Origin of the sequence: Halorussus rarus (assembly GCF_003369835.1) — an archaeon.
Taxonomy (GTDB): domain Archaea; phylum Halobacteriota; class Halobacteria; order Halobacteriales; family Haladaptataceae; genus Halorussus; species Halorussus rarus.
Window position 1 is genome coordinate 51,283 of record NZ_QPMJ01000004.1, and the last position, 16,887, is coordinate 68,169.

10 protein-coding genes and 1 pseudogene are annotated in these 16,887 nt (G+C 70.1%); 4 read left to right on the plus strand and 7 right to left on the minus strand.

The window, feature by feature from the left end:
• Window positions 1–85 precede the first annotated feature (85 nt).
• Window positions 86–514, minus strand: coding sequence for a thioredoxin (gene trxA, locus DVR07_RS18925; protein ID WP_115798892.1), 429 nt, complete (start codon window positions 512–514; stop codon window positions 86–88).
• Window positions 515–685: 171 nt separating this feature from the next.
• On the opposite strand from trxA, the gene DVR07_RS18930 reads away from it, so the two are divergent.
• The 3 genes from DVR07_RS18930 (at window position 686) to DVR07_RS18940 (ending at window position 6,447) form a co-directional block, all read left to right on the plus strand.
• A complete protein-coding gene (locus DVR07_RS18930; RefSeq protein WP_115798893.1) occupies window positions 686–1,582 on the plus strand; it encodes a DMT family transporter in 897 nt (298 codons plus the stop codon).
• 183 nt (window positions 1,583–1,765) lie between these two features.
• The gene (locus DVR07_RS18935) at window positions 1,766–4,228 is read left to right on the plus strand and encodes an MEDS domain-containing protein (RefSeq protein ID WP_193570272.1); all 2,463 of its coding nucleotides are present in this window, start codon (window positions 1,766–1,768) and stop codon (window positions 4,226–4,228) included.
• Window positions 4,229–4,317: 89 nt separating this feature from the next.
• Window positions 4,318–6,447: a S9 family peptidase gene (locus DVR07_RS18940; RefSeq protein WP_115799178.1), complete on the plus strand. Its 2,130-nt coding sequence runs from the start codon at window positions 4,318–4,320 to the stop codon at window positions 6,445–6,447.
• A gap of 29 nt (window positions 6,448–6,476) precedes the next feature.
• Here the strand turns inward: DVR07_RS18940 and DVR07_RS18945 are convergent, their stop codons facing one another.
• From DVR07_RS18945 to dgoD, 5 genes and pseudogenes are all read right to left on the minus strand, one after another.
• Window positions 6,477–6,728 (minus strand): hypothetical protein, encoded by a 252-nt coding sequence (locus tag DVR07_RS18945; protein WP_115798895.1) that lies wholly within the window; start codon window positions 6,726–6,728, stop codon window positions 6,477–6,479.
• A gap of 131 nt (window positions 6,729–6,859) precedes the next feature.
• Window positions 6,860–7,225 carry a HalOD1 output domain-containing protein gene (locus tag DVR07_RS18950; RefSeq protein ID WP_115798896.1) on the minus strand — a complete coding sequence of 122 codons (366 nt, stop codon included), beginning with the start codon at window positions 7,223–7,225 and terminating at the stop codon, window positions 6,860–6,862.
• 652 nt (window positions 7,226–7,877) lie between these two features.
• Window positions 7,878–8,537, minus strand: a pseudogene (locus DVR07_RS22650) (TIGR00266 family protein); the annotation flags it as partial.
• A 100-nt stretch (window positions 8,538–8,637) separates the two neighbouring features.
• The gene (locus DVR07_RS18960) at window positions 8,638–8,985 is read right to left on the minus strand and encodes a hypothetical protein (RefSeq protein ID WP_115798897.1); all 348 of its coding nucleotides are present in this window, start codon (window positions 8,983–8,985) and stop codon (window positions 8,638–8,640) included.
• Between the two features lies 1 nt (window position 8,986).
• Window positions 8,987–10,135: a galactonate dehydratase gene (dgoD, locus tag DVR07_RS18965; RefSeq protein WP_115798898.1), complete on the minus strand. Its 1,149-nt coding sequence runs from the start codon at window positions 10,133–10,135 to the stop codon at window positions 8,987–8,989.
• Window positions 10,136–10,352: 217 nt separating this feature from the next.
• On the opposite strand from dgoD, the gene DVR07_RS18970 reads away from it, so the two are divergent.
• The gene (locus tag DVR07_RS18970) at window positions 10,353–10,778 is read left to right on the plus strand and encodes a helix-turn-helix domain-containing protein (protein WP_115798899.1); all 426 of its coding nucleotides are present in this window, start codon (window positions 10,353–10,355) and stop codon (window positions 10,776–10,778) included.
• A gap of 97 nt (window positions 10,779–10,875) precedes the next feature.
• Here the strand turns inward: DVR07_RS18970 and DVR07_RS22225 are convergent, their stop codons facing one another.
• Window positions 10,876–16,809 carry a VWA domain-containing protein gene (locus tag DVR07_RS22225; RefSeq protein WP_165881773.1) on the minus strand — a complete coding sequence of 1,978 codons (5,934 nt, stop codon included), beginning with the start codon at window positions 16,807–16,809 and terminating at the stop codon, window positions 10,876–10,878.
• Window positions 16,810–16,887: the final 78 nt, after the last annotated feature.

Below are 16,887 nucleotides of genomic sequence, written 5' to 3' on the forward strand. Positions count from 1 at the left end.
CTCGATGTGGGTCGGCGACCCCCTTAACGACTGCGAGACGTGGGCGAAATATGCAAGATTATCTCCTCCCGATATAACTGATCTTCTAGCCGTGTCGCTCGATCAGGTCCGTCAGCGTCGACTCGTCCTGGACCCCGACGAGCTGTTCGACCTGCTCGCCGCCGGCGAACAGGAGCAGCGTGGGGACGCCCCGGACGCCGTACTGGGAGGCCAGTCCCTGGTGCTGGTCGACGTCGACCTTCGCCACTGCTGCCTCGGTGTTCGCGGCGACCGAGGCCACGATGGGTTCGAGCATGTTGCACGGTCCGCACCAGTCCGCGTAGAAGTCCACCAGGACCACGTCGTAGTCGGTGGTCACCGAGGAGAACTGCTCGACGCTCTCGACGTGGATCGGTTCGTCGGGCGCGTCCGCGGCGGTCCCGCTTTCGTCGGTCTCGCCGGATTCGCCTCCGGCATCGCCGAGCAGTTCGTCGCGCTTCTCCTTCCGGATGGATTCGAGTTCGTCTTCGCTCATCACTCGGGTTTGGCACCCGACGTGCTTAACTGTTTTGCACATAGGACACAATACTACTACCTCCCGTCGTCCTCTGCTACTCCCGACCCCCGGACGGCTCCGACGGACTCGGCGGGTCCCGGTGCGAGTCACGAACGTTCAAATACCGGACCGCGCACAGTACTACCTATCGTGGCCGAGAACCCAGTCTACGCCGTCGCACCGCTCGCCGCGGCGTCCCTCTGGGGCGGGATGTACGTGGTCAGCAAGTGGGGGTTCTCGGCGATTCCGCCGGTCACGCTCGGGTTCCTCAGGGTCGCGCTGGGGGCGGCGGCTCTGCTGGTCGTGGTCCGGCGGACCCGGCCCGCTCGGGGATTCTCGGGGGCCGACCGCCGGCGGTTCGTCGCGCTCGGTGCGACCGTCACGGCGACCATCGTCACCCAGTTCGTCGGTACCGACCTCACCAACGCGAGCCAGGGCGCGCTGCTGACGGTCCTGACGCCCGTCTTCACCCTGCTGCTCGGCGTCGCGGCGCTCTCGGAACCGCTGACCCGGCGGAAGGTCGGGGGGATGGCGCTCGCGGCGGTCGGTACGCTGCTCGTCCTCGCGGGCCGGTACGACCTCACCAGGATGGCCGCCGGCAACGCCGCGGGGGTCGCCGCGCTGCTGGCGGCGAGTTTCGCGTGGGCGGCCTTCACCGTCTACGGCAAGCCGCTGGTCCGGTCCTACTCCGCGCTGGAGACCGCGACCTACTCGACCGTCGCCGCGGTGCCGATGCTCGGGGTGCTCGCCGCCGCGGAACTGGCGGTCACCGGCACCGCGCTCGGCGACCTGTCGCTCACGCTGCCGGTCGCGGCCGCGGTCTGCTACCTCGGCCTGGCCAGCACCGCGGCCGCGTGGTACCTCTGGTACAAGGGGCTGGAGTACGTCGACGCCGGCACCGTTGCCGTCTTCTTCTTCGCCCAGCCCGTGGTCGGGACCCTGCTGGGTGCGCTCCTGCTGGGCGAGTCGCTCGGCTCCGGGTTCGTTGCCGGCGGACTCGTCATGACCCTCGGCGTGTACGCCGTCTCGACGTCGACCGATACCTGAGCGTCCCGCCCGCCGTCACGAGCGGGCCGCGTACCCATTTCGTTCTCACCGCTTGCTCCTGTCCGGCGATTACGCTGTACTGCAGCAGACTTTTCCATGCCGGGACGCTGTCTCCAGTTATGACGTGGCGAGGAATGCGGGGGTCCGAGGACTGCGGTCGCGCGGGAGAAGGGGGCGGTGTTCGTGAGTGAGCAGCGGTCCTTCCCACCCGAGGCGGACCCGTCCGCGAATCCCGAGAGCTGTCTCGAAGCCCTCCGGGCGAGCCCGTCGTTCCGCGGCCCCGCCGAGTCGCTCGACGGCCACGCCCACGCCAACGACCACTTCGCGCTCGTCTACGACTCACGCGAGGAGCAGTTCGCCGCCGCCGTCCCGTTCATCCGCCAGGGCCTCGACCGCGGCGAGCGGTGCGTGTACATCGCCTACGAGAACTCCAGGGAAGACGTCCTGGCGGCGATGCGGGAGTGCGGCGTCGACGTAGACGCCGCGCTCGACTCGGGCCAGCTCTCGGTCCACGACGAGACCGAGACCTACCTCCGGAACGAGACGTTCGACGCCGACGAGACCGTCGCGTTCCTCGACGCCGCCATCGACGCAGCGGACGAGGAGTACGAGGGGCTCCGGGTGACCGGCGAGATGAGCAGCGTCCTGGAGGAAGACCCCGACGGTGAGGAACTCGTCCGGTGCGAGGCCAAGGCGAACTACCTCTTCGACGACGTGGACGGCATCGCGCTCTGCCAGTATAACCGAAACCGGTTCCCGTCGGACGTCATCCGGGACGTCATCAGCACCCACCCGCTGCTCGTCCACGACGGGCGTGTCAGCCACAACGTCTACTACACCCCGCCCGAGGAGTTCTTCGGTCCCGAGAAGTCCGAGCGCGAGGTCGACCGCCTGCTCGGGTCGCTCGGCGACCAGACCGACGCGAAAGCAGAACTCCGGCGACGAGAACGATACCTCCGCGAGAGCTACCGGATCACGGCCGACCCCGCGCTCGACTTCGAGGAGAAGCTCCACCGCCTCCTCGACCTCGCGCGCGAGCGGATGGACCTCGACGCGGCCGGGTTGACCCATCTCCCGGAACAGGGCGGCGAGTTACTCACCGAATACGCCATCGGATACGGGAACGACGACGGTGACGGCGACGGTGAAAGCAACGACGACGTTGTCGACGCGTCCGACGACGTCTGGACCGACCCGGGCGAGGGCTGTTTCTGTCGGCAGGTGCTCGCCGAGGACGAGCCGGTCGGAAAGGCCGACGTCCGGGGCACCGAGTGGGAGGACGACGAGATTCACCGCGAGCACGGCCTGTCGTGCTACCTCGGCACGAAGGTGACGAGCGGGTCGACGCCGTACGGGACGCTCTGGGTCGGGAGCACAGAGCCCCGTGAGCGGCCGTTCTCCGAGACCGAGCGGACATTCCTCGAGTTGATGGGTCAGTGGGTCAGCTACGAGCTCGACCGGCGGCGGCGCGAGCGAGAACTCCGCGAGCGCACGGAGCACCTGAGCGCGCTCATCGAGACCGCCCCGGAGTGCATCAAGACCGTCGCCGCCGACGGCACCCTGCTCCAGATGAACCCCGCCGGGCTCGAGATGGTGGAGGCCGACTCGGCCGACGCGGTGACCGGCGAGTGCATCTACGACGTCATCGCCCCGGAGGACCGCGAGCGGTTCCGGGAGTTCAACGAGCGCATCTGCAGCGGCGAACGCGGCACCCTCGAGTTCGATATCGTCGGGCTGAACGGCACGCGGCGCCACATGGAGAGCCACGCCGCGCCGCTGCACAACCCGGACGGGACCACCGCCCACGTCGCGCTCACCCGCGACGTCACCGAGCAGTTCGAACGCGAGCGCGAACTCGAAGAGACCATCGAGAAGCTCGAGGAGTCGAACGAGCGTCTCGAGAGCTTCGCCAGCATGCTCGCCCACGAGCTCCGCAACCCCGTCGCCATCGGCCAGATATACAGCCAACGGCTCCCGACAGGGACCGACGCGGCGGCGGTCGAGTACGTCACCGAGGCGTTCGACCGCATCGAGGACATGGTCGACGTCATGCTGGTGTTGACTCGCGGCCGGGAGGCGGTCGGCGACCGGGCGCCGGTCGACCTCGCGGAGACGGTCCGGACCGCGTGGGGCGACGTGGAAGCCCCGGACGCCTCGCTCGACGTCGATCTCGACCGTACAATCGAGGCCGACGAGACGTACCTCCGCCACCTCTTCCGGAACCTTCTCCAGAACGCTGTCGAACACGGTTCGACAAGCCGTCGGCCACAGGCCGACGACGTTCATCAGACGGAGTCTGATGCAGCCCATCAGAAATCTTCGATTTCTGAGGACGCCGTGGAACACGGTTCCACGAGCCCTCGCTCGCAACCTCGCGAGGACGCCGTCGAGCACGGCGGACCGGACGTGGCCGTCACCGTCGGCTACCTCCCGACGGGGTTCTACGTCGCCGACGACGGGCCCGGCATCCATCCGGAGGACCGCGACGCGGTCTTCGAGCCGGGGTACACGACGGCCGAGGACGCCGGCGGCACCGGCCTCGGGCTGGCGTTCGTCCGGAAGCTGGTGGAGGTGTACGAGTGGGAGTGCACCGTCGCCGAGAGCGACGCCGGCGGCGCCCGGTTCGAGTTCCGGAACGTCTTCTGAAACCAGTGTGATGCCGCGGTTCCGCCGCCTTCGACTCCCGGCTTGCCCGTGCCCACACGCTCAAGGTGGCGGCCCTCAACGCGGTGGACATGAGCGACCCGCTCGACTTCGAGGACTTCTACGACCTGACGCTCGCGACAGACCTCGCCGTCTCGCCCGACGGCGACCGCGCGGCGTTCGTCGCCGACGAGTTCGACCGCGCCGAGGACGACCGCCGGCGCTCGCTGTTCGTCGTCCCGACCGACGGGAGCCGCGAGCCCCACCGGCTCACCCGGGCCTCCGACGCCGGCGCGCCGGCCTGGAGCCCCGACGGGACCAAGCTCGCGTTCACCGCCGCGCGCGAAACCGACGCCGAAATCGCCGTGACTCGTCGAGACGACGACTCGGACGACGCGGTGGACGAGGACCCGGAGGGCGAAGCAGAATCCGAAGACGACGGTGAAAGCGACGAGGACGATGCCGATGCAAACGCCGACGCCGACGAACCGAAGCCCCAGGTCTGGGCGTTCGACCTCGACCTCGGCGGCGACGCCCGCCAACTGACCGACTTCGAGGAGGGCGTCAGGGGGTTCGACTGGGGACCCGAGGGCGAGCGCATCGTCGCCGCGGCCCGCGACCCGACCGACGACCAGCGCGAGTACCTCGAATCCCGGCGCGAGGACGACGGCCCGATCGTCACCGAGCGCCTCCAACACAAGTTCGACGGCCACGGCTGGCTCGACGACGTGAATACCTACCTCTTCGTCGTGGACTGCGAGACCCGCGAGGTCGACCGCCTCGACGACGCCTACGGCGGCGGCGCGCGAGAACCGGCGACCGGCCTCCAGCCGGCGTGGTCGCCCGAGGGCGGGCGAATCGCGTTCCTCTCGAACCGGACCGACCGCCCGGACGACAGCTACGTGATGGACGTCTACACGATAGCGCCCGACGGGAGCGACTGCCGGAAGCTGACCGACTCGGACCTGACCGCCAGCGGGCCCCGGTGGCACCCCGAGGGCGACCGCCTCGCGTTCGTCGGCGGCGACCCCGAGAACTGGTACCGGCCGTCGGAGGTGTACGTCGCGGAACTCGCATGTAATGCCGACGAAACAGAGAGCGGCGCCCACGAATCGTGGTCGGGCGACCTCGACCGGACCGTCGCCAGGTACGGCCGGCTCTCGTGGGACGGCGACGACCTGCTCGCTGCCATCGCCGATGAGGGATTGACCCGTCTCGCGCGCTTCAGCGAGGGCAACGAGCCCGAGCGCACCTTCGGCGCGCAGGGCCGCGACCGGACCGTCGAGGGGTTCGACGCGCGGGCCGGCGCGTCGGTCGCGGTCCTCTCGGACCCGGAGGCCGGCGCTGACCTTTTCGCGGTCGGCGTCGACGGCCTGGACGCCGCCACCGAGCCGACGAGACTCACCGCGCTCAACGAGGACCTGGTCGCGGACCACCACACGCCCGAGGCTCGGCGGTTCACCTTCGAGTCGGAGGGCGACGAGATAGAGGCCATCGCCTACTTCCCGGACGACGTCGACCCCGACGACGCAGCTTCGGATTCCCGCCCGCTCGTCGCCTCCGTCCACGGCGGTCCCATCTCCTACGACGCGCCGACGTTTTCGTTCGACTTCTCGTACTGGACCGGACAGGGGTACGTGGTCGTCCGGACGAACTACCGCGGGAGCTCCTCGTACGGCCGCGAGTTCAGCGAGCAGATCCGCGGCGAGTGGGGGCCGCGCGAGACGGCCGACGTGCTGGGCGCGGTCGACGCCGCGGTCGAGCGCGGCTGGGCCGACCCCGACCGGTGTTTCGCCACCGGCTTCTCCTACGGCGGCATCACGACCGGCTACCTCGTCGCGGCGAGCGACCGGTTCGCGGCGGCCGCGGCCGAGCACGGCGTCTACGACTTTCGGTCGGCGTTCGGCACCGACGACAGCCACCTGTGGTGGGAGAACGATTTCGGCCTGCCGTGGGAGAACCCTAAGGGCTACGATGCGGCGTCGAGCATCACCGACGTCGGAGCGGTCGATACCCCGCTGCTCGTGACCGCCGGCGGCGAGGACTGGCGGTGCCCGCCGTCCCAGAGCGAGCAGCTCTACGTCAGCGTCAAGAAGCAGGGCGTGCCGGCGCGGCTGGTCGTCTACCCGGACGAGCACCACGCCATCGGCGACCCCGACCGGGCGACCCACCGCCTCCGGGAGCTCACCGAGTGGTTCGAGCGCCACGACCCCGGAACCTGATTCGGGGTACCCGCTCCCGGCGCCGAAGTTCAGTCCTTGCCGAAGACGTCGCGCTGGAGCCGTATCCGGCGGAACTCCACGAGGTGGTACCGGGTCACGAGTACGGCGGCGACGACCATGACCGCCGCGAAGGCGCCGGTGAGGGTCACGGGGACGTCGTGGACGTAACCGTTCAGCAGCTGGGCCAGCCCGAGGACGACGGGGCCGACGCTCGCCAGCGTCGTCTTGACCGGCAGTTCGCGGTACATCTCCCAAAACGAAACCTCGTCCGTGACGGCCATCTGGTAATCGCTCCTTACCGAGGCGTCCGGCCACTCCCTGATTACCTTTTCGTGTTCTCGTTCCGACCGTTTCGCCCGAGCGTCCGCCGATTGGTCCGCTTGCTCGGTCCCCGATTCGTTTCCCGATATTCTCACGCTGATTGCGCCGTCGAAGACCCCGTCTCGTCGTGACCCTCGGGGCCGAGAACGAGGACGGCGCCGGTGGCGTGGACCTCGACCTCGCACCCGCGGAGCGAGAAGACCACCCGCCCGGATGTCCGTGAACCACTGTCGGCCTCGTCGGCCTTGTCGGCGAAGAGTCCGTCCAGCGCCTCCGGATCGAGGGCGTCGTACAGCAGCCCTTCGTCGGCGAGCGGGTCGACCTCGACCACCTCCGAGACGGCCGCGACGACTGTCGTGCTCGGGTTCCACTCGGTCGGCGCGACCCGGTAGGCCGGGCGACCGCCGCGATCGAGCGACGGCGCGCGTTCGGTGATTGGCGGCGTGTCTCGGTTCATGCGTCCGGCTGGGACCTCCGATTGAGATGTTCGATGTCACCGCAAACTGACGTATCGCACAAAAAATCAACGATTCTACCCGGCCAAAGCTTGGAGTTAGCGCCGCGATTCGGTCGTGGATTAGCGTTCCCGATTCCTGTCGGTAGGCATGGATGTTGATCATCCGCGTCCGTACGGACGTGTCACTGCTCTTTCACGGCAGCAGTTCGACCGAGTCAGAGCCTCCCAGGTCCGGAAGTTCGGCGAGTCAGGACCGTTTCCCGCCGGAACGCCGCGACGGTCCGGTACTCCCTCCCTTGCTGTCGCCGCCGCTACTACTTCCCCCGTTAACCCCGCTGGCGCGACCGTTCCGATTCCGCCCGGCGCCCGCTTTTCCCGCACCTCCGTCGGTCGCGTTCCGGCCCCCTGCGCCGCGCGATCCGCTCCGACCGCGGCCTCCGCCTCGCGTGACCTCGAACGTGGATCCGCGACGCTTCGGGGATTCGGGACCCGATTTCCCGCCATTGGCTCGGCCCCGGCCAGCGGCCGGGCCCGATCCAGGGGGCTGCCCTCCGCCCTGCCTCGCGGCCTCTCCACTGCCTCCGCCCCCTCCGACGCCCGCGGACGACGAACCCGGCCCCACGTCGCCGACGGGAACGACCGCGCCGCCGTGCGGGACGTTCGAGACGATCCAGTCGAGGAACGCGTCTGGGCTCCGCGACTGGGTCCAGACGGTGCCCGGCCCCTCGAACTCGACGACCAGTCCCTCGCCGCTCAGCAGTGTCGAACGCAGCCCGCCCACCCGCCGGACCGAGTAGTCGACCGACGCTTCGAACGCCACGACGTGGCCGGTGTCGACGACGACGCGCTCGCCCGCCGCGAGCGGGACCTCGTCGATGGCGCCGAAACTGGAGAGAAACGCGCTTCCGGGGCCGGCGAGTCGAAGTAGGAACAGCCCTTCGCCCGCGAAGAAGGTCCTGAACCCGCCGAACTTCGTGTCCAGGTCGACCGACGGCGTCCCGGCCAGGAACGAACTCGACTGGACGAACAGCGGCTCGTACCCCAGGTCGCGCTCGATGACGTCGCCCGGCAGTCGGGGCGCGAACGTCACCGACCCCGGCTCTCGCGCCTCGAACGTGTTGAGGAAGAACGACTCGCCGCCGAACACCGAGCGCTTGAGCGACCCGAGCAGGCCGCCGTCGGTCCCCGTCCGGACGTCGATGCCGGCGGTGTGGCTCAGCATCGCCCCGGCCTCCGCGCGGACCGCCTCGCCACGGTCGAGTGACACGCTCAGCTGTGCGAACGTCGGTCGGTACGAGATCTCGTGTCGCATCGGACGGGGTACGCGGGCCACCGTCGTTACCCTGATGGCGTCGCGTCCGGCGCCGCCGTCGGCGCCGCGGCGCGTCCCCGCGACCGGCGCCACCCGCCGGTCACTCCTTGGTCAGAATCATCGCCTCGTCGTCCGCCTCGTCGCCCGCCTCGTCGCCGACGTGGGCCGCGAACTGGGCGGCGTGGGCGTCCTTCAGGGTCGCCAGTTCATCGTCGCTCAGCCCCATCCGGTCGGCGAACTCGTCCCAGACGTGGTCCCTCACCGAGAGGTAGTAGGCGGTCCCGTCCTGGGTCGCGAGGGGGTCCCGGTGGAACTGCGTCCGGTACTCGTAGACCAGGCCGTCGACGCCGACGTCCGGCAGGTCCCGGACGAACGCCTGGTGTCGTCCCACCAGGTCGCGCGCAGCCTCGTCGTCGACGTCGGGGAAGGCGTCCAGCGGGGCCGCCATCTCACCACTCCGCGACGCTCCCGTCGTCGTGGCGCCAGACGGGGTTGTGCCAGTTCACCTCGCCCGCTCGCTCGCGGACGACCGCCTCGTCCACCTCGATGCCGAGGCCCGGTCCGTCCGGGAGGTCGACGTATCCGTCCTCGTACTCGAAGACGCTGGGGTCCGCGAGGTAGTCCAGCACGTCGCTCTCCTCGTTGTAGTGGATGTCGAGGCTCTGCTCCTGAATGAGCGCGTTGGGCGTGCAGGCGTCGACCTGTACGCACGAGGCCAGCGCGATGGGGCCGAGCGGGCAGTGTGGCGCCAGCGCCACGTCGTAGGCCTCGGCCATCGAGGCGATCTTCCTGACCTCGGTGATGCCCCCGGCGTGGCTCAGGTCCGGCTGGATCACGTCGACCGCGCCCGACTCGAACACCTGCTTGAAGTCCCACCGGGAGTACATCCGCTCGCCAGTGGCGATGGGGGTCGTGGTGTGGGCCGCGATTTCGGGGAGGGCGTCGTTATGCTCCGGCAGCACCGGCTCCTCGACGAACATCGGCTCGTAGGGTTCGAGCGCGGCGGCGAGTCGCTTGGCCATGGACTTCGCCACGCGACCGTGGAAGTCGACGCCGATGTCGACGTCCTCGCCGACCGCCTCCCGGACCTCGGCGAGCCGTGCTTCGGCTTCGCGGACTTCCGCCGGCGAGTCGACCCGCTCCATCTCGGGCGTCGCGTTCATCTTGAGCGCGGTGAACCCGGCGTCGACCTTCTCCCTTGCCGCTTCGCCGACGTCCGCCGGTCGGTCGCCGCCGACCCACTGGTAAACGCGAATCCGGTCGCGCGCCCGACCGCCGAGCAGTTCGTAGACGGGCGCGCCGAAGTGCTTGCCCTTGATGTCCCACAGCGCCTGGTCGACGCCCGCGATGGCCGACATCAGCACCGGGCCGCCGCGGTAGAACCCCCCGCGGTAGAACGTCTGCCAGTGGTCCTCGATGCGCAGGGGGTCCTCGCCCAGCAGGTAGTCGTCGAGCAGTTCCTCGACGGCGGCCCGGACGGTGCGCGCCCGACCCTCGACGACCGGTTCGCCCCAGCCGACGGTGCCGTCGCTGGTCTCGAGGCGCAGGAACAGCCATCGCGGGGGCACCTCGAACAGTTCGTAGTCTGTGACTTCCATGTCGGCCGGCTACGCGACCCACCGCCTAAACCCCGCGGAAGCGGCGCGGCCCGCGGCCCGACTCTGCGATTCCTGAACGGGGCGACTCCGAGATGTGCGGGCTCTCGCCTGCTGGGCACGTCGTCGGCCGACAGCCCCGCGCTTTCGGACGCCGCCCCTTCGCCGAGCGACCGAGAACAGATAAAACTAATAACCAGAAATGTGAAAATTCACGCCGATGGACAAGCTCGACGGCGTCTCGCTCTCGTCGCTCCGGGACCAGCTCGGCGCGGCCGAGACCCCGAAGGCGACCAAGCGCGTGATGGTCGCCATCGCGTACAAGGACGGCGTCCCCGTCTCGGTACTCTCGGAGCGGTACGACGTGCCCGAGTCGACGCTGTACTACTGGCTCGACCGCATCGCGGACAACCCCCTCGCGGAGGCCGTCGAGGACGACGACCGACCGGGCCGGCCGTCGGAACTCGACGACGCCGACCGCGAGGCGCTGTTCGACGCACTGGCCGACTCGCCCGACGCCTACGGCTTCGACGCGGAGTCGTGGACGCCCCGTCTCGCCCGCGAGTTCGTCGAGCGCGAGTTCGGCGTCTCCTACTCGCTGGGTCACGTCCGCCGGCTGATGCGGCAGGCGGACCCGACCGAGTGAGCCGGGCCGATGACAACGGTCGCAGGGCGAGAATCGCCCGGCCGAGATGTCGGGACGAACCGCAGCGCTAGCGACGCCGCGCGAAATGCGAGGAGTGCTACGGCTCCCCGCGTCGACGTCGCGCGACCAGCATCCCCGCGGCGGCCGCCCCGACCGCCACGGAGGCCTCGCTCGCGGCGAGCGGGGTCGGCGGTCCCGACGGGGCCCCGGACGCGCTCGCGGCGTTCGACGTAGCGGGGTCGTAGCAGAACGAGATTTCCCGGATGGCGAACGGCTGTCCGGTGTCCTCGCTGGTCGGTGCCTGGAGGTCCGCCCGCTCGGAGACGCCTTCCGGGAAGGCGTAGACGTTCCCGCCGGTCTCACTGCGGACGATGACCGCGTCGACCCGGAGCGTCGAGTCGAACGTCACCGATACCGGGTCACCGCCGCCGCCGTCGCGCTCGACGTTCGCGAGTTCGACGCGGTAGGTCTCGCCCTCGACCTCGAACTCGAAGGTGTTCTGCGCGACCTCGGTGGCGTTCTCGCTCCCGAATTCGCCGTCCTCGTACGCGAGCGTCAGGGCGTGCTCCAGCCCGGCGTCCTCATCGCAGGTCGGGTAGCCGGCGACCGGCCGCGGCGTGATCGTCGGCTCCGGTATCGCGGTCGTGGTGGTGGTCGTAGTCGCGGTCGTGGTGGTGGTCGTAGTCGTCGTTTCGGTGGTGGTCGTGGTCGTGGTTTCGGTGGTGGTCGGGGTTTCCGTGGTCGTAGTCGTCTCGGTTGTCGTCGTCGGGGTCTCGGTCGTGGTCGTGGTGGTGGTCGTAGTCGTCGTTTCGGTGGTGGTCGTGGTCGTGGTTTCGGTGGTGGTCGGGGTTTCCGTGGTCGTAGTCGTCTCGGTTGTCGTCGTCGGGGTCTCGGTCGTGGTCGTGGTTTCCGTCGTGGTGGTCGTGGTCGGCTCCTCCGTGGTCGTGGTGGTTTCGGTAGTCGTCTCGGTGGTAGTGGGTTCCTCGGTGGTCGTAGTCGTCGGCGTCTCGGTCGTCGTCGTGGTCTCGGTGGTCGTGGGCTCCTCGGTCGTGGTCGTCGTGTCCTCCTCCGCTGCGACCGGACACTCCGCGACGTCGACCGAAACCTCCGCACTGTCGTTGACCGTCACGCCCTCCTCCGCCGGTCGGACGACGTACTCGCCGGGTTCGAGGTCGGTCGGGCCGACCGGCTCACCGGGCGGCACGGTCACCGCCTCGGCGAAGTCGCCCGGTCCGGTGACCGCGACGTCGACTTCCCGGTCGCCCTCGTTCGTCAGCGTCAGCGACTGGCAGTCCGGGCTCTCGGCGACGACGTTCACGGGTTCGGGTTCCGTCGTCGTTGTCGTCTCCTCGGTAGTGGTCTCCTCGGTGGTGGTCGTCTCCTCGGTTGTCGTCGTGGGTGCCTCAGTCGTCGTGGTCGGTTCCTCGGTTGGCGTCTCGGTCGTCGTTTCGGCGGTGGTAGGTTCCTCGGTGGTGGTCGCCTCGGCCGTCGTGGTGGTCTCCGTCGTCAGCGGCGGGAGCTCGGCGGTCGTCGTGGTGGTCGTCTCGGCTGCCTCCGTCGTTTCGGTCGTGGTCGTCGCTGGCGCCGCCGCGACGGCGACCGTGACGTTTACCTGCCCGTTGACGGTCGCCTTGCCCGGCGGCTCGCCCGCGAGGCCGGTCCGCGCGCTCACCGTGTAGTTGCCCGCCGGCAGGTCGTCCAGCGTCGTCTCGCTGCCGGGTTCGAGCTCCAGCGTCTCGGCGAAGTCGTCCGGCCCGGTGACGTTGACGGTCACGTTCAGGTCGGTCGGATTCTCGACGGTCAGCGATTCGGGCGCGGTCGACGCCACGTCGACGTCCGGGCAGTCGGCCACGCTCACGGTCGCGGACTCCTCGCCGTTGACGGTTGCGTTTCGCGTCGCTTGGTCTTCCTCGCCGTCCGCGTCCGCTGTCGGCACCGTCGCCGAGACCGAGTAGTCACCGGGCGTCAGGTTCGCGAGCGTCCGGTTCTCGCCGGGCTCGACCGTCACCGCCTCGTCGTAGTCGTCCGGCCCAGTAATTTGGAACGTCGCGTTCCGGTCGGTCGGGTTCGCGAGGGTCAGCGACTCGCACTCCTCCGAGCGCGCCTCGACGTCAGGCGGCGGTGCGGGCGCCTCGGCGGTTGTGGTCGTCGTCTCTGCCGTCGTCGTAGTCGTCTCCTCCGCGATGGTTTCGGGCGTCGCTCGGGTGGTCGTCTCGTCGGTCGTCGTCACCTCGGCGCCCTCCGTCGTGGTGGTCTCCTCCGCCGTGGTGTTCGTCGGCGTCTCTGCCGCCGTCGTGGTCTCGGTCGTGGTGGTCGGGGTTTCAGTCGTCGTGGTGGTCTCAGTAGCCGTCGTCGTGGGTTCCTCCGTCGTGGTCGTCTGCGTCGTCGTGGTTGTGGGCTCCTCTGTCGTGGTCGTCGTCTCGGTCGTCGTCGTGGTCGTCGGCGTCGGGCAGGCTTCGACCTGGATGGTGGCGATCTGGTCGCCGTTGACCGTGGCGGGCCGGGTCGGCTCGACCAGGCCGCCGGCCTTCGCCTGGACCCGGTAGGTGCCCGGCGGGACGTCGAACGTCTCGACCTGCCCCGGGTTCAGGATGACGACCTTGGTGAGCCCCGACGCGGCGGTCACCGAGAAGGTGATGCGCTCGGTCGAGGGGTTCTGGAGCCGCAGGCGCCCGCAGTCCGGACTCCCGGCCCGGGCGTTCGGCGGCGGCCCCGGCGCCTCCGCGGTGGTCGTCGTGGTGGTGGTCGTCGTAGTCGTGGTCGTCGGGAGGTCGAGCGTCGTGGTCGTGGTGGTCGTCGTGTCCCGCTCGACGCACTCCTGGAAGTCGGGGTTGCGCTGCGAGGCCGACTCGCCGTCGCGTTTGACTATCGCGCGCTCGACGACCTCGCCGCGGTTCTCGCCCGTGCCGAAGAAGACGTTCCGGCCCCGGAAGCTGCCGCGGAAGGTCTGGCGGTCGCCGTCCTCGAAGACCAGCGTCACCGCGTCGTACCGGGCGGCGCTCACCGCGACCTTCGCGCAGTCGAAGTCGTAGCTCGGGTCGAGCGGCCGGGGCGTCTCGGTCGTGGTGGTAGTCGTAGTCGTTGTGGTCGTCGTATCCGGGTCCGCGCAGGCCTCGAAGCTCGGATTCCGTCTGGTGACCGATTCACCGTCCGGTCCGCGCACGGCGACCGACTCGATGACCTCGCCCTGGTTGTCGCCGGTGCCGACGAACTGCGCGCGGTCCCGGAAGTCCCCGCGGAAGGTCTGGCGGTCGCCGTCGGCGAACGTCAGCGTCACGGACTGGAACGCCTCGGCCTGGACCACGGCCCGCTCGCAGCTCGTGAAGAAGATTCTCGGGACGAACGGCTCGTCCGGTTCCTCCTCGGGCTCGCAGCCGCTTGTGTCGTTTCGCCGGACGACGAAGCTGTCCGGCCCGTTGAACACCTTGATCTGGGTGATCACCTCCCCGTCGTTCCCGCCCGTCCCCGAGAAGGTGTTGCGCCCGCTGTAGACGCTGGAGAACGTCTGGGTGTCGCCGTTGGCGAAGGTGAGGACGACCCGAGTGTACTGCTCGGTCGCGACCGTCACCCGCCGGCAGTCGAACGCCACCCGGATCTGGAGGGGTTCCGGCGTCTCGGTCGTCGTCGCGGTCGTGGTGGTCGTCTCGGTCGTCGTGTCCGTCTCGGGCTCGGGGTCCTCGCAGATCTCCTGGGTGATGGAGTCGTAGATGCCGACCAGGTCGTTCGGCGACGGCGCGTCGTAGAAGTCCTCGCCCGAGGACGCCACGCGCCGCAGCAGCCCCTCGTCGGCCTCCTCGCCGAGCGCGATGGTGATGATTCGCGTCCCATCCTGCTTGATCTCCCGCGCGACCTCGGCGGGGTCGCCCTCCTGGTTGTGCTCGCCGTCGGACAGCAGGACGATGACCGACTGGGCGTCCTCGCGCTGGTCGTCCTCCAGTTCGTCGTTCGCCGTGCTCAGCGCCTCGGCGATGTCGGTGTAGCCGTCGGCTTCAAGATCCTCGATCTCGTCGACGACCTCCGCGCGGTCGTCCGTCAGCTCCTCGTCGACCCGGGCCGACTCGGCGAACGACACGAGCCCGAGCCGGTCGTTCGGCCGGTCGACCGCGTTCACGAGCCGGCTGCCGGCCAGCTTGGCCGCCTCGAGGGGCTCGCCCTCCATCGACCCGGAGCGGTCGGTCACCAGCATCACGTCGAGGGGCCTGCCCGGTCTGCATTCGGGCGTCGGCGGCAGGGGCGTGGTGGTCGTCTCGGTCTTCGTGGGCTTCTGCGGGCAGTCGCCGTCGACGACGTAGCCCATGCCGGTGTTGTCGGCCCCGTCGGCCTCCTCGCCCGCGTCGGCGAACGGCGCGCCCACCAACAGGTCGGCCACCGAGTCGTTGTTCCGGTCGCCGCTGGCCAGCGCGTAGCCCGCCAGGTCGCTCTCGGACTCGCCGCGGAACTTGGCGTGGGCGCCCGACAGCGCGTGGCGCTCGGCGATGCGCGAGCCGTAGAGCAGGTAGGCCGCCCCGGCGTCGGCGGCGGTGGAGTTGTTGAACGGCGCGCCCACCAGCAGGTCGCCGTAGCCGTCGCCGTTGGCGTCGCCCGCGCTCGCGAGCGACCAGCCGGCGTAGTCGCCCTCGCCCTCGCCGGGCAGCGCGGCGTCGGCCTCCGAGGAGAGGTTCACCGTCCGCGGGACGTCGCCGCCGTACGCCACGTAGGCCGCGCCGGCGTCCTCGACCGGAACGTCGTGAAACGGCGCGCCGACCGCGACGTCGTCGCGGCCGTCGCCGTTCAGGTCGCCCGCGTCGGCCACCGCGAACCCGGCCTGGTCGCCCTCGCCCGCGCCCCGGAAGGTGACCGGCGAGTTGACGAGCAGCGACGCTCCCTCCAACTGCGGGCCGTGCTGGAGGTAGGCCGCGCCCGCGTCCGGCGCGGTCGAGTCGTTGCCGCGCGCGCCGATCAGCACGTCACTTGCGCTGTCATTGTTCGCGTCGAGCGCCGCGACGTCCGAGCCGGCGTAGTCGCCCTCGGCCACGCCGTAGTAGGTCGCGTTAGCGAACGCGAGGCTGTAGGTGCCCACCCGGGGCATGTACGCGAGGTAGGCCGCGCCCGAGTCGTCAGCCACGCCGTCGTGCTGGGGCGCGCCGACGAGCAGTCCGGCGGTCCCGTTGCTCGCGTTGGGCATCGTCGCGAGCGACCACCCCGCGCGGTCGCCCGCCGACTCGCCGTGGAACGTCGCCGCGGCGTACTCCATCCAGACCACGCCCGGCAGGCTCTCGCTGCCGTACACCACGTAGGTCGACCCAGAGTTCCGGCCGTTCGCGTCGGCGAGGGGCGCGCCGATGACGACGTCGGCCAGGCCGTCGTCGTTCAGGTCGCCGAGTTCGACGTCGAAGCCGGCGCGCTCGCCGGCCGCCCGGCCGCGGAAGGTGACGTCGGCCTCCGAGACGTCGACGTCGCTCCGGTTGACCGGACCGTAGAAGAGGTAGGCCGCCCCGGACTCGTCGCCGGCCGAGTCGTTCGCGGGCGCGCCGACGAGCAGGTCGGCCACCCCGTCGCCGTTCACGTCGCCCGCTGCGGTCGACCACCCGGCGCGGTCGTTGCTCGCCGCGCCCGTGAGCTCGGCGTCGGCGTCCGAGAGGTTCGCGGACCCGACCGGCCCGCGGGGAATCGCGCCGCGGCCGCACCTCGTGTCCTCGTCCTGCGCGCCGCCCGTCCCCTTGGCGATGCTACCATTCGCGCCCGCCGGGTTCCCGTTCGCGTTCGAATTCGACGACGCGCCTTGCGGAACGCCGTCCGGCCCTGCGCCGGCTACATTCCCGCCGGCAGGCACCTCGCCCGGATTCGACGCGGCCGTGACCGCGTTCGCGCCCGTGGGCGCCGGGCCGGGACCTCCCGGCTGTCCGCCTGCACCGGCCCCGACCGCCCGCGCGGCTCCGCCGGCCGCGAGCGTGACCCCGCTCGCGCCGACGATGCTGCTGGCGACCAGCAGCCACGCGAGAACGAGTACGTCGGCTCGCCGCCTCGTGTCGTCTCCCTCCCCCCGTGTCATTGTGTCTCTCCCCGGGAGTAACCTGCATCCGCCCTTTGTTATGGGGAAGCAAGCCCCGCGTAACGCCGCGTTGCCCGC

Excerpts from the sequence above, each read along its gene's own strand:
- DVR07_RS18945 (WP_115798895.1), bottom strand. The coding sequence starts at position 6,728 with ATGGCCGTCACGGACGAGGTTTCGTTTTGGGAGATGTACCGCGAACTG.
- dgoD (WP_115798898.1), bottom strand. The coding sequence starts at position 10,135 with ATGGAAGTCACAGACTACGAACTGTTCGAGGTGCCCCCGCGATGGCTG.
- DVR07_RS18970 (WP_115798899.1), top strand. The coding sequence starts at position 10,353 with ATGGACAAGCTCGACGGCGTCTCGCTCTCGTCGCTCCGGGACCAGCTC.
- DVR07_RS22225 (WP_165881773.1), bottom strand. The coding sequence starts at position 16,809 with ATGACACGGGGGGAGGGAGACGACACGAGGCGGCGAGCCGACGTACTC.
- DVR07_RS18960 (WP_115798897.1), bottom strand. The coding sequence starts at position 8,985 with ATGGCGGCCCCGCTGGACGCCTTCCCCGACGTCGACGACGAGGCTGCG.
- DVR07_RS18940 (WP_115799178.1), top strand. The coding sequence starts at position 4,318 with ATGAGCGACCCGCTCGACTTCGAGGACTTCTACGACCTGACGCTCGCG.
- trxA (WP_115798892.1), bottom strand. The coding sequence starts at position 514 with ATGAGCGAAGACGAACTCGAATCCATCCGGAAGGAGAAGCGCGACGAA.
- DVR07_RS18950 (WP_115798896.1), bottom strand. The coding sequence starts at position 7,225 with ATGAACCGAGACACGCCGCCAATCACCGAACGCGCGCCGTCGCTCGAT.